At 60.4% G+C, this 12256-nt stretch carries 10 protein-coding genes and 1 pseudogene; 8 read left to right on the top strand and 3 right to left on the bottom strand.

The genetic code is table 11. The features are described from left to right. Positions 1-2 precede the first annotated feature (2 nt). Both NKJ20_RS26905 and NKJ20_RS26910 read right to left on the bottom strand, forming a co-directional pair. Positions 3-1241, bottom strand: coding sequence for a M24 family metallopeptidase (locus tag NKJ20_RS26905; RefSeq protein WP_352748245.1), 1239 nt, complete (start codon positions 1239-1241; stop codon positions 3-5). Between the two features lie 188 nt (positions 1242-1429). Beyond that, positions 1430-1768, bottom strand: coding sequence for a hypothetical protein (locus NKJ20_RS26910; protein WP_023675950.1), 339 nt, complete (start codon positions 1766-1768; stop codon positions 1430-1432). Between the two features lie 386 nt (positions 1769-2154). On the opposite strand from NKJ20_RS26910, the pseudogene NKJ20_RS26915 reads away from it, so the two are divergent. The 4 genes and pseudogenes from NKJ20_RS26915 to NKJ20_RS26930 form a co-directional block, all read left to right on the top strand. Beyond that, positions 2155-2462 (top strand): annotated as a pseudogene (locus tag NKJ20_RS26915) (ferritin-like domain-containing protein); the annotation flags it as partial. A gap of 490 nt (positions 2463-2952) precedes the next feature. Beyond that, positions 2953-4167 (top strand): glycosyltransferase family protein, encoded by a 1215-nt coding sequence (locus NKJ20_RS26920; protein WP_352450264.1) that lies wholly within the window; start codon positions 2953-2955, stop codon positions 4165-4167. Between the two features lies 1 nt (position 4168). Beyond that, positions 4169-5413: a glycosyltransferase gene (locus tag NKJ20_RS26925; RefSeq protein WP_352450263.1), complete on the top strand. Its 1245-nt coding sequence runs from the start codon at positions 4169-4171 to the stop codon at positions 5411-5413. Then, complete coding sequence (locus NKJ20_RS26930; RefSeq protein ID WP_352748248.1) at positions 5410-6588, top strand: glycosyltransferase family protein; 1179 nt, start codon at positions 5410-5412, stop codon at positions 6586-6588. Before NKJ20_RS26925 ends, NKJ20_RS26930 begins: the two co-directional genes overlap by 4 nt. 213 nt (positions 6589-6801) lie before the next feature. On the opposite strand, the gene NKJ20_RS26935 is transcribed toward NKJ20_RS26930, so the two are convergent. Continuing rightward, positions 6802-7470 carry a class I SAM-dependent methyltransferase gene (locus NKJ20_RS26935; protein ID WP_352450272.1) on the bottom strand — a complete coding sequence of 223 codons (669 nt, stop codon included), beginning with the start codon at positions 7468-7470 and terminating at the stop codon, positions 6802-6804. Positions 7471-7600: 130 nt separating this feature from the next. Here NKJ20_RS26935 and NKJ20_RS26940 point away from each other — a divergent pair, with 130 nt between their 5' ends. The 4 genes from NKJ20_RS26940 to NKJ20_RS26955 all read left to right on the top strand — a co-directional run bounded on the left by NKJ20_RS26940 (position 7601) and on the right by NKJ20_RS26955 (position 12232). Further along, complete coding sequence (locus NKJ20_RS26940) at positions 7601-7921, top strand: hypothetical protein (RefSeq protein ID WP_352450261.1); 321 nt, start codon at positions 7601-7603, stop codon at positions 7919-7921. A gap of 17 nt (positions 7922-7938) precedes the next feature. Beyond that, a complete protein-coding gene (locus NKJ20_RS26945; protein WP_352577347.1) occupies positions 7939-10653 on the top strand; it encodes an ABC transporter transmembrane domain-containing protein in 2715 nt (904 codons plus the stop codon). Between the two features lie 152 nt (positions 10654-10805). Further along, positions 10806-11255, top strand: a complete 450-nt coding sequence (locus NKJ20_RS26950) for a cyclic nucleotide-binding domain-containing protein (RefSeq protein ID WP_023675957.1) — start codon at positions 10806-10808, stop codon at positions 11253-11255. A 122-nt stretch (positions 11256-11377) separates the two neighbouring features. Further along, a complete protein-coding gene (locus NKJ20_RS26955) occupies positions 11378-12232 on the top strand; it encodes an MBL fold metallo-hydrolase (RefSeq protein ID WP_352748251.1) in 855 nt (284 codons plus the stop codon). The last annotated feature ends 24 nt before the right edge of the window (positions 12233-12256 follow it).

Here is a 12256-nt window from a genome sequence, read left to right on the forward strand (position 1 = left end):
ATTCAGCCGATAATATCCAGGCGCCTCGGCAGGCGGTTCATCGGTGACGGACCGTTGGCGGTGATCAGGAACTGGTCCTCGAGATTGAAGCTGGCGAGACCGTCGATGTAGAGCGGGATCTCGAATGCCAGCACCATGCCGGCCTCGATCATGACATTGCTGTCGGCCGAGATGAACGGCCATTGCTCGGAAAACACGGAATGGCCGACGCTGTGGCCGAAATGGCCGCGGCGATAGGAACGCAGGCCCTGGCGCGCCAGGCTTTCGCTGGCGGCGCGATGCACGGCGGCTAACGGCTTTCCGGGCACAAGCGCGGCAAGCCCGTCGGCGAAGGTGCGTTCGGCTATCGCATGCAATTCGGCCTGTTCGGGCGACGGCGGCCCGAAGGTGAAATTCCGCGACATATCCGAGGCATAGCCGTTCACGCTGCACACCATGTCGGCCTTCAGCGGATCGCCGGCGGCGGCGACGGCGTCGGCGCCTTTTGGGCGAGCGCCCAGCGTGACGTATTCCGCCGTCGAGATTTGCTGCGACGACCCGGCGGCTGCATCCGCGACGCCTTGCCGGTAAAGCGCGACCAGCTCAGACTGACGCATGCCGGTCGTCGCATGCTGCTGCAGCCGCGACAGGCCGGCTTCCGACAGGGCGATGCCCTGCTGCAGAAGGTCGATCTCGCTCTGCGATTTGATTGCCCGCAGCCTGTCGAGAACCGGCGAGCCGTTGACCAGGGCAGTGCCCGGCAATATCGCCTGCATCGCGGAAAAATCGCTGGCCGAGACGAAATCCAGCTCGATGCCGAGCGTCGCACGCTCCAGCCCGAATTCTGCGAGGATCGTTTTCAGCTCGCGGACGGAGCGGGCAAGCTCGAAGGTCGCCGGACGTGAAAAACCGGGGGCGCGGCCAACCAAGCCGGCCTCGATGCGCTGCGCAACAGGCCGGTCGGCCGTCGCCGGCTCGAGCGACGCCGATTCGATCCAGATCGCATGCGTGCGCAGCACGGCGCCGGCCATCGCCGCCCGGAGCTGGGCAGCCTGGAAATCCGCCACCACGACGCCGATCGGCAGGTCGCCTCGCTTGGGAATAACGACGAAACCGGCGCCGGCCCGCCGGAACAGGCCGGCCGGGCCGATCCAGGCACCGGTGGCATATTGGAACGCCTCGGGCTCGCAAAGCACCAGCGCCTCGATGCCGGCGCGCTGCATCAGGTCAGTTGCGCGCTCGCGGTCGACAAAGCCGGTCATGGGATCTCCTCGAATGCACTCGAATCCGACGCCGATGCGGCGGCGTTTGACCTTAGCGTAGCTTCAGTGCCGCCGTGGAGCAGCTTTTTTCTGGAAGCGCTGTTCACCTTGAGAGTTCGTCGTCTGGAAACGAAAAAAGCCGCGGCGAACCACGGCTTTCAACGCGACAAGTGGTCTGTTTCGAATGCTTACTCGGTTTCGTCAGAGGTGTCGTCGGCAGTGTCTGCCGCGTCTTTCGCGGCCTTTCTATCCAGCGCTGCCTGCAAGGCCAGCGTAGCCTGCGGTGAGGCCGGTGTCGTGGCAACGACCGCCATTGCATGAGCAACGCCGGTCGTCGACTTGTCCTTGGCCGCGGCGGAAGTGGCGGCTCCGTGTCCCTGCGAGCCGGCCCCGGCCGAGTTTCCGCCGTTGCCGTTGCTGCCGCCATTGCCGTTGCCATTGCCATTGCCCCCGGGAGCAGCGAGTACCGGAGATGCGACAAGGGTGAGAGCGGCTACAGTCGCGAATAGACAGGTGCGCGTTTTCATAGTTCCTCCTTCGAGTCGCCCTCCCGCCAGGATGGGTTCCAGATGAAAAACGTCAGGACTTTCGAATCCGAAAGTCGGCTGTTACCTAGCTTTGTTCAAATACAGTATTCTACAAGACGGACCTTGGTCCGAAATCGATACGCAAAAGTCCTGGATTTTATCGACAGCGTACTTCGGACGACCGCAGCGGCGGGATTTTTGCTGCCGGCAGATCCGGCGCCGCTACAGCGCAGTGTGCGTCGGCTGACATGAGGCTAGGGTCGAGGAAACCTAGCTGCTCGGCTATCGGTGACTGAGGAACATTCCACATTTCGTGAAGTTGGGAGCGCAGGCGTGCTTTTGAGGTGCCAAAATGTTTGATGCCGGCGGGCTTTTGGGAGGAAGCCATGACCCGCGTCACGCCTGCATTTCGTGTTTCGTGCCGCCGCGAATTGCAGTTTGGCCTGGGAGCAACGCTCGCTTCGGCCACCGGGCTTGCCCCGGTTTCCCGCGCCTATGCGCAGGATGAGGTCAAAGACGAAGACATTTTTTTCCGGTTCGCCCTCAATCTCGAATATATATGGAAGCCGAATATTACCTGCGCGGTACAACCGGAAAAGGGATCGAAGACTCGGATGCCGGCCCGAAGGCCGGCGCTGTCGTTGGCGGCAAACAGGTCAGCTTTGACAAGCCTGCAATCGGCGAGTTCATGCGCCCATGGCGTCCAAAAAGCTAGTGAGTTCAATTGGCTCGCCCGAAAAGAGTCGAACTCCTGACCCCCAGATTCTGGTCTGAGAAGTCAAGATCTAGGCGGTTCGAACGTGTCCCCTACTCCGTCAACGCTCCGGCTTCCCACCGCCAAGGCACATCATGGTTTAGGAGCTTGGCTTAGACGCTCGGAGTGAAGTACCCAGCCCATACCTTATTCCATTCTGGAGTTTCCACGTTTTTCGCAGCGGTCAAGGCCGCCGAGAATCCGAGATGGTCAATACCAGTGAAATGATGCAGGTTCTTCTGGACCACGTGGCAAGCAGGCCGCTGAGCAGACGTAGCTTCCTGGTTTCAGCATATGGACCCTCTTTGTAATACGAATTGAAAATTGCGCCCTCATGTTTCAGAACAGGTCGGTAGACCCGCGAGGATGGTTTCGAATCCTGCGGGTCGCTCACGGTCCTCAAGGCGAGAATTCTAAGAGACGTTCAACAATGACCCAGCACGCAGAAAACGCTCGAATTCTCATGTACAGCCACGACACGTTCGGGCTCGGCCATTTGCAGCGCTGCCGGACTATCGCGCATTCGCTGGTCGAGGATTTCCGCGGACTTCAGGTGCTTATCATTTCGGGTGCGACTATCGCTGGCGCCTTCGACTACCGCGCCCGTGTCGACTTCGTGAAGATCCCCAGCGTCATCAAGCTGCGCAACGGCGAATACACCTCGCTGGAAAAGGACATCGATCTGCATGAGACGCTAAGGATGCGCCAGTCGATCATCCGCCATACAGCTGAGACCTTCCGGCCGGATATCTTCATCGTCGACAAGGAACCGCTCGGCCTGCGCGGTGAGATTGAGGACACGCTGTCCTACCTCAAGACGCGGGGCACCACGCTGGTGCTTGGCCTGCGCGAGGTGATGGATGCGCCGCATCTGCTCGAAGCAGAGTGGGCACGCAGAGACGTGATGCGCAAGATAGGCGTCTTCTACGACAAGGTCTGGGCCTATGGTCCGCCGGATTTCTACGATCCGTTGACCGGCTTGGATGTGCCCCCGGCTGTCAGGGCAAAGATGAGGTTCGTCGGTTTCCTGCAACGGAGCCTGCAGCGGAACGAGTTGCCCGGCCACCGGCCTGAGGGCGACTATATCCTCGTTACTACCGGTGGCGGCGGTGACGGCGCCGATCTGATCCACGACGTCATCGATGCCTATCAGCAGGATCCGCAATTGCAGCATAGAGCCCTGATCGTGCTTGGGCCTTACATGCCGGCGCGCAAGCGCAACAAGCTGCTCAAGAAGGGGTCCAAGATCCCCTACATCAAGATCATCGAGTTCGACAACCGCATGGAAGACCTGATTGCCGGCGCCAAGGCGGTAGTGGCGATGGGCGGCTACAACACCTATTGCGAGATACTGTCTTTCGACAAGCCGGCGCTGATCGTGCCGCGCGTCGAGCCCCGCCGGGAACAACTGATTCGCGCACGGCGCGCAGCCGAACTCGGCCTCATCGAGATGCTTTTGCCGGAAGAAGCCGAGGATTCCCGGCGGTTTGCTGATGCACTGAAGGTGCTGCCGGACCGGCCCCGCCCATCGCAGAGCAATCCGCATCTGACGCTGGAAGGGCTGCCTCATATTTCCGAAATCGTCGCGGAACTGCTCGACCGGCGAGCCGGCCATCACCTTTCGGTCATTGAAGGAATGACCTGAGTTGCAACATCGCAAGATCGTCGTGGTTCTGAAGGGTTATCCGCGGCTGTCCGAAACCTTCATCGCGCAGGAACTGCTCGGTCTTGAGCGTGCGGGGTTCGACCTGATACTCGTCGCGCTCAGGCGGCCGACCGACGAAAAACGCCACCCCGTGCATGACGAGATCAAAGCGCCCGTCCATTATCTGCCGGAATATCTGCATGAAGAGCCGCTGCGCGTGCTTCGCTCGCTGTTTGCCTGTCTGCTGCGTCCGGGCTTCTGGCGCGCGCTCGGATCGCTGGCTGCCGATATGCCCCGCGACTTTACGCGCAATCGCGCGCGCCGCTTCGGGCAAGCGCTCGTGCTGGCGGCCGAATGGCCGGAAAACGCGGGCTGGCTGCATGCACATTTCGCGCACACGCCTGCATCGGTGACGCGCTATGCCAGCCAGCTTCGTGGCCTGCCCTGGACCTGCTCGGCCCATGCCAAGGACATCTGGACTTCGGCGGACTGGGATCTGGCCGGCAAGCTTTCCTCGGCGCGCTGGACGGTCACTTGCACGAAAACCGGCTTCGATCGTCTGAAAAAACTCGCTAACGGCAACTCGTCTGTGCATCTGAGCTATCATGGGCTCGACCTTGATCGCTTCGGCAGTTTCGGCGAGGCGCGAAAGCAGCATGACGGCTCGGCTCCGGACGAACCGGTTGTCGTTCTGAGTGTCGGGCGCGCCGTTGAAAAGAAAGGTTACGATACGTTGCTGGAGGCCCTTGCCCTGTTGCCCGGCGATTTGGCGTGGCGTTTCGAGCATATCGGCGGCGGCGAAGAACTGGAACGGTGCAAGGCGCTGGCGCAAAAGCTCGGCCTGGATGGTCGCGTCTCTTGGAAAGGCGCGCTTGCGCAGGAGGAGGTGCTTGAGCACTACCGCCGTGCCGACATCTTCGCCCTGGCCTGCAGGATCACCGCAACTGGCGACCGCGACGGTCTGCCGAACGTTCTGGTGGAGGCGGCTAGCCAGCGGCTTGCCTGCGTGTCGACCGATATTTCCGGCGTGCCGGAGCTTTTATCGCCGAATGAAACGGGGTTGCTGGTTCCGACGGAAGACCCGATTGCCCTGGCACAGGCGCTGGAGCGCCTGATCCGTGATCCCGTGCTCCGCGACCGCCTCGGCGACGCCGCAGAGCGGCGCGTGCGCGGCAATTTCGATCATATGGCAAGCATTGGACAGCTCAAGGAACTGTTCGAGCGGGAGTGGCGGGCCGCCGAATGAAGCGGCTGCGCGCTTTCTTCTATGTCCAGCACCTGCTCGGCATCGGCCATCTCGCGCGCGCCAGCCGCATTGCGGCGGCTCTGGTCGATGACGGGTTTGACGTTACCGTCGTGACCGGCGGAGCGCCGATCGCCGGGTTTCCGGGACTGGGTGTACAATCTGTAACTCTGCCACCTGTCACCTCCGGTGATGAAGGATTTTCGGGACTTGTCGACCTGCAAGGCAACCCGATCGACGATGATTTCAAGAAATGGCGTTCAGAGATGCTGCTGCAGGCATTCCGGGATTGCAGGCCTGATATCGTCATTGTCGAGGCGTTTCCATTTGGACGCCGGCAGATGCGTTTCGAACTCTTGCCGCTGATCGAGGCCATCGACGCGACGTCGCCCAGACCGCTGCTGGCGACGTCCGTCCGTGATATCCTCCAGGAGCGCGTCAAGCTGGGCCGAAACGAGGAAACGGTCGATCTCATCAACAGGCATTTCGATCTTGTTATGCTCCACGGCGATCCGGCTTTCGCAACCATCGACAAGACATTTCCACTGGCTGGGGCGATCAGGGCCGAGGTCACCTACACGGGGCTCGTTGCCGCGCCGCCATCGCCCGCGGGCTCCGAGCGCTTCGACGTTCTGGTGTCGGTTGGCGGCGGGGCTGCCGGAAAGAGCCTTGTCAGATCCACCATCGCAGCGGCGCGGAATGCCAACAACGCTTGGAAATGGTGTTTGATCACCGGCCCAAACCTGCCGAAAGACGAGTTTGACGCGATCGCACGCGATGCCACGCCGGGCCTGTCCATCTTCCGGTTCCGCGAGGATTTCGCCAGCCTGCTGACCGGCGCCCGCCTGTCAGTCTCGCAGGCGGGTTACAACACGGTCTGCGATGTCCTGCGCGCGGGCTGTCGCTCCCTGCTCGTCCCATTTGCAGCCGGCGGGGAAACCGAACAGACGGTTCGCGCCCTGATGCTCGAAGAACTCGGTCTTGCAACGGTGCTGATGGAAAAGGACCTGACGCCTGAAGGTTTGGCGCAAGCGGTCGAACAAGCGCTTGTGGAACCGACGCCATCTGCGCATCGTCTCGATCTGGAAGGCGCGCGTCGCTCCGCGCAAATCCTGCGCGAGCGGCATCGAACATGGTCCCTAAACGTGGGGCCCGGTTTCGGAAAAGTTCATGATTAAACAGACGATAGATCCTAGAGCGGTTCATCGTTTCACGCAGAACCGCTCTGTCTCTTTGTTTTGACGCAATTCCGGACGGAAAGCCGTTTCCACACTTTCCTGCAAATGCCCTAACGCGCGTCGCGTCTGGTGAGATTCGTGCGACGCGCTTCAAGTCCTGTTTTTATGCGTGTCGTTGTCCCAAAACCGCTACGCGCTTTTGGGCGAAATGCATTAAACAGTTCCAATCAGCATGAAGCGCGTATAATTTTTTGTCGGCAGTTCGCCGGAGAACCGCACCTCCCGTAGCGCCGCCATTTCCTCGAAGGCTGCAAGCGAAGCCACGCAGTTGATGTGCGTCGGCTCGCTGAAATAATCGTTCGATTGCAGCAGCACATTCGTGCCCGGCGGAAGCAGAGCAAGCCAGGCGCGCAGATCGGCTATATGTTCGCAGCTCGTATTGACCATCAGATCGGGCCGCCCGGCCGCATAGTCGAGTGCGTACATATCTGCCGTCAGCGCCCGGAACCGGTCGCCGGCTTCCCGGTTGAGGGTCCGGGCGACCGGCGCGACTTCGGGATCGATGTCGATGCTATCGACCGCCGCGATGTCGAAGCGGGCGTCGTTGAAAAGCATTGCCGGCAATACGCCGTACCATCCACCCAGAACCCATATGCGCCCGAAGCGGCCGCCGCCGCTTTCGAACAGCCTGTCGAGCGCCCACATCTTGCAGGCGACCTGCTTGTGGTTGAAGGCGTTGGCGATATCGGCTTTCGGATGCTTGGCGACGACGCGCGCCAGCCCTGCCACGAGAGGGCAGTTGACATAAGCAGCAATTCCCCGCGTGAGGTCCAAGGCTTGCTCGTGCCAGTCCATGGCATTGCGTGGTTGCGTGACATCCATCATAATTCGTCTTGTATGTTGGGATTTTGGGCGACACAACGCAATCTTGCCTCCCGCAAGACTGTTTGATTCCGCGGACGTGATCATGCTGCAAGCCGCTTGGCTATTGCCCGGTGCCGGAGAGAGCCTGTTGCATCTGTCCGGATCATCGGCGTCCATCCGCCAGCACCAGCCGCGCAGCTGCGGCCTCGTGCTGCTCGGCTGTTCGCCAAAGCCTTACGAAAGCCGCGGACCGTTTGGCCAGCTGCTTTCTTCGCCGATCAACAATGCCCATGTCGTTGCCATCGACCATGCGCCGGAACTGGATCGCGCCGCCTCGCAGGTTCCTTGCATCGTTGAGCGCAGGACAATGCCCGTGCACAGCAGCTTCGAGCTTGTCGTTGGCGATGAAGAAATTGCCGATACGCCATTCGCCAGCAGGTGCTTTTACATCCTGCATCCTTCCAACTGAAGGGTCCACAGTCGCATATGGAAGCCAGCCTAGCCCGCTATATCTGGACGCACACCAAGAAGCAGCAGCTCTGGATATTGATGATCGTCGTGCTTTCGATGATCCCGTATTTCATGTCCTTCGACCTGCCGAAGCTGATCGTCAACGGACCGATCCAAGGTCGCGGCTTCGAGCAACCGGGCGCGACCCAGCCATTCATGAGGCTACACTACAACCTGCCGTTCATTGGAGAGGTCCAGTTCTTCTCCGGTTTTCAGCTCGACCGCGAGGAGACCCTGTTTGCCCTGAGCCTTGTGTTCCTCTTGCTAGTCGTCATCAACGGCCTGTTCAAATTCTACATCAACACCTACAAGGGCCGCCTCGGCGAACGCATGCTGCGGCGTATCCGCTTCGATCTGGTCGACCGTGTGCTGCGTTTTCCGCCGGTTTACTTCAAGCGGGTGAAATCCGCCGAAGTGGCGACCATGGTGAAGGACGAGGTGGAGCCGCTGGGCGGCTTCATCGGCGACGCCTTCCTGCAGCCGGTACTGCTCGGCGGCCAAGCGCTGACGGCCATGCTGTTCATCATGATCCAGAACGTCTGGCTCGGAATGATAGCGGTCGTGATCGTGGCGATCCAGATCGTGCTCATCCCGCGAATGCGGCGGCGGCTGATCGTGCTCGGGCGCCAACGGCAGTTGACGGCGCGCGCGCTTTCGGGCCGGGTTGGCGAAATCGTCGACGGCATCGGCGCGGTTCACGTCCACGATACATCAAACTACGAGCGCGCCGACATAGCTGCCCGGCTCGGGCTCATCTTCAAGATCCGCTTCGATCTTTACCAATGGAAATTCATGGTGAAGTTCCTCAACAATTTTCTCGCGCAGCTCACGCCCTTTCTGTTCTACATGATCGGCGGGTATCTGGTCCTCCAGGGGCGGCTGGACGTCGGCCAGCTCGTGGCCGTGATCGGCGCCTACAAGGACCTGCCCGGACCGATGAAGGAACTGATCGACTGGGATCAGGATCGGCAGGATGTCCAGGTCAAATATCAACAGGTCGTTGAACAGTTCACCGTTGAAGGTCTCATCGCGCCGAAAATCGGGGCATTGACGATCGACGATCCCGATCCGATGACCAAGCCGCTGTCGGCGATCAATCTGTCCATAGCAGACGATGGCGGTGCAATGCTCCTCAACCGTATCTCCCTCCAGGTCAAGCCGGGTGAGGCGGTGGCACTGGTCAGTACCGCAACAGGTGGAGCGGAGGCGCTTGCAGAAGCCTTCGCGCGGCTGAACTGGCCGGACAGCGGAAGGGTCGCTTCGGGCACCGACGACCTGCTTGAACTTCCCGAAGCAGTAACCGGCCGGCGCATGTCGTATGCCTCGTCGGATGTTTTCCTGTTCCAGGCAAGCCTCCGCGACAACCTGCTCTACGGGTTGAAGCATGCGCCGCTGACATCGGTGCCTTATGACGGTGCTGCGGCAGATCAGCACCGCTGGAACATTCACGAGGCGCGCCGGTCGGGCAATCCGGATCTTGATATCCACAGCGACTGGATCAACTATGCTTCCGCTGGCGCTACCGGCCCGCACGACCTCTTTGAAGCCGTGCGCCGGGTGCTCGACGCGGTTGTTCTGTCGCGTGACATTCTGGATCTCGGCTTGCGCTCTTCGGCCGACCTCACGCGTCACACGGAGCTTGCCAGGCGGATCGTCGAACTGCGTGCGGCGCTGCGGACCCGGCTGGAACAAGAGGGGCTGAGCGGATTGGTGGTTCCTTTCGAACCGGGCGCCTACAACAAGGAAGCAACGATCGGCCAAAACCTGCTCTTCGGCGCTGCCGCCGGCCCCGAACTGGCCGACAGGGCCCTGGCGGCCAATCCCTATTTTGCTTCCGTGCTGAGGCAAGCCGGCCTCGACCGCACGCTCTACGAAATGGGCTTGGAGATCGCCAAACAGGCGATCGAGCTGTTTGCCGACCTGCCGCCCGATCACCAGTTCTTCCAGCAGCTCGCCTTCATGAGCGCGGAGGAGATACCCGCCTACGAAACCTTGCTGCAACGGCTCAAGAACCGTCCCTACGAGGCGGTTTCGGAGAACGATCGCGCCATGATCGTCACCTTGAGCTTTGCCTATATCGAGCCCCGGCACCGCTTCGGCCTGCTGAGCGACGAGCTGATGAGCAAGATCGTCGCTGCACGCAACCGGTTCTATGAAGACCTGCCGCCCGAGCTGCACAATGCGGTCGAACGGTATGATCCTGCCAAATACATTGCCGCGGCCACCGTCATGGATAATGTCCTGTTCGGGCGTGTGGGCAACAATCATCCCGACGCGCCCGACCGCATACGCTCCATCGTCTATGACATTCTTGACGAACTGGGGCTTTATGGCGAACTTCTGGATGTCGGCCTGGACTTCAACGTCGGCTCCGGCGGCAGGCGGCTGACCGGTGGACAGCGACAGAAGCTCGATGTTGCCCGGGCCTTGCTCAAGCGTCCCGATTTTCTCATTCTCAACCGGCCGCTGTCGGCGCTCGACCAGCGCATGCAGGATAAGGTGCTGCGAAATGTGCTCGAGGAAGCCAGGCGCGACGGCCATTCGCCGGCAATTGTGTGGGTCGTGACGAATCCGGCAATGGCGATGATGTTCGATCGCGTTATCGTCTTCGACTCGGGTCAATTGGCGGAAGACGGAACACACGAGACACTTTTGGCAGGGAACGGTATCTTCAAGGAACTGTTGTCATAGAGCAACGGACATTCAGATGGGATCATTCTGCCGGTGCACGACATCGGGCTCGCCACCTTTCGCGTGGTTTGTCTCGCCATCCCGGAAAGAGAATTGATTCCATCTGGGCGTGCTCTAGTCTGGCAAACGCGAATTTTGGAAGGTTTGCGACAATGCTGCTCAAGGATGAAGTTGGAATGCTGCAACGCGTTCCCTTGTTCTCTGCCATCGAGCCGACAAAGCTCAAGCTGCTTGCGTTCACATCCGATCGTGTGAGCTACAGCGCCGGCCAGATCCTTTTCCGGCAGGGCGACGAGGGAGACGCCGCCTATGTCATCCTTTCAGGCAGAGCGGATATTCTTGTCGATTCCGACAGCGGACCGATAAAAGTTGCAGAACTGGAGCCAAATTCGATCGTTGGCGAGATCGCCATATTGTGCAACAGCTCCCGCACTGCCACCGTCAGAGCGGCAAGTCCGCTGGAAGCCCTGAGAATCCGCAAGGATCATTTCCTGAGACTTATGAGGGAGTTCCCGGAAATGACCATCGAGATATTGCGGGTTCTTGCCGATCGCCTAAGCCATACGACCGCGGATCTGATCGACGCACGAAGCGCCAAATAACGAAGGACGTGCGCTCGATCCTCGCCGTCGTGACGGCACTGTCCTCTCGCTGAGAAGATCACCCGGAGAAAGCCTGTCTCGCCTAGCGGCAGTTGTTTAGATATGATGGGCGAAGGGGTAGCATGGACGACAACGTTTTCCTGGTCAGGTTTTGGGGTGTCCGCGGCAGCATTTCGGTATCAGGGCCAGAGTTCTCTCGCTATGGTGGCAACTCAATCTGCGTCGAGATGCGATGCGGTAAGCATACGCTTCTGTTCGACGCAGGCTCTGGCCTAAGGCCAGCCGGCGCGGCGCTTCAGGCGTTGGGCGTGACCGATTTTGACCTGCTTTTCACCCATTGCCATTACGATCACATCATCGGGCTGCCGTCTTTTGCGCCGATCTATGACCGGGGCGCCCAGGTTACGCTTTGGTCCGGGCATCTTGCAGGACACATGACGACCCGGCAGATGGTCGATGAGTTCATGCGGCCGCCGTGGTTTCCGGTGAAACTGGAGGCCTGCAAGGCAAGCCTCGACTATCGCGATTTTGTATCCGGAGACGTGCTTCGCCCGCGCGAAGGGGTGGTGGTCCGAACCGGCAGTCTTACGCATCCGGGCGGCTGCATAGGCTACCGGGTCGAATGGGGTGGCGGCGTCGTGGCGGTGATCACAGACACTGAGCATGAGCCGGACAAACTCGATCAGGCGGTGCTCGGCCTGATCGAAGATGCCGACCTCGTCATCTACGATTGCACCTACACCGAGGAGGAAATGGAACGCCGCCGCGGTTACGGGCACTCGACGTGGCAACAGGGCGTCAAACTCTGTGAGGCGGCCGGTGCGCGGAGGCTTGCGCTGTTTCACCACGATCCGACACGCACCGACAAGGAACTGGACAAGATCCAGAAACTGGCCAAGGACAGGTTTACCGGCGCTTTTGCCGCGCGGGATGGCCAGACGCTCAACATTCCGGTCTCATTGCGCAAAAAGCACTGAGCTATTTTCCTCTATCTCTTTGTT

The organism is Mesorhizobium sp. M0185 (genome assembly GCF_040322175.1).
Taxonomy (GTDB): domain Bacteria; phylum Pseudomonadota; class Alphaproteobacteria; order Rhizobiales; family Rhizobiaceae; genus Mesorhizobium.

Excerpts from the sequence above, each read along its gene's own strand:
- NKJ20_RS26905 (WP_352748245.1), bottom strand. The coding sequence starts at position 1,241 with ATGACCGGCTTTGTCGACCGCGAGCGCGCAACTGACCTGATGCAGCGC.
- NKJ20_RS26910 (WP_023675950.1), bottom strand. The coding sequence starts at position 1,768 with ATGAAAACGCGCACCTGTCTATTCGCGACTGTAGCCGCTCTCACCCTT.
- NKJ20_RS26920 (WP_352450264.1), top strand. The coding sequence starts at position 2,953 with ATGACCCAGCACGCAGAAAACGCTCGAATTCTCATGTACAGCCACGAC.
- NKJ20_RS26930 (WP_352748248.1), top strand. The coding sequence starts at position 5,410 with ATGAAGCGGCTGCGCGCTTTCTTCTATGTCCAGCACCTGCTCGGCATC.
- NKJ20_RS26935 (WP_352450272.1), bottom strand. The coding sequence starts at position 7,470 with ATGGATGTCACGCAACCACGCAATGCCATGGACTGGCACGAGCAAGCC.
- NKJ20_RS26945 (WP_352577347.1), top strand. The coding sequence starts at position 7,939 with ATGGAAGCCAGCCTAGCCCGCTATATCTGGACGCACACCAAGAAGCAG.
- NKJ20_RS26950 (WP_023675957.1), top strand. The coding sequence starts at position 10,806 with ATGCTGCTCAAGGATGAAGTTGGAATGCTGCAACGCGTTCCCTTGTTC.
- NKJ20_RS26955 (WP_352748251.1), top strand. The coding sequence starts at position 11,378 with ATGGACGACAACGTTTTCCTGGTCAGGTTTTGGGGTGTCCGCGGCAGC.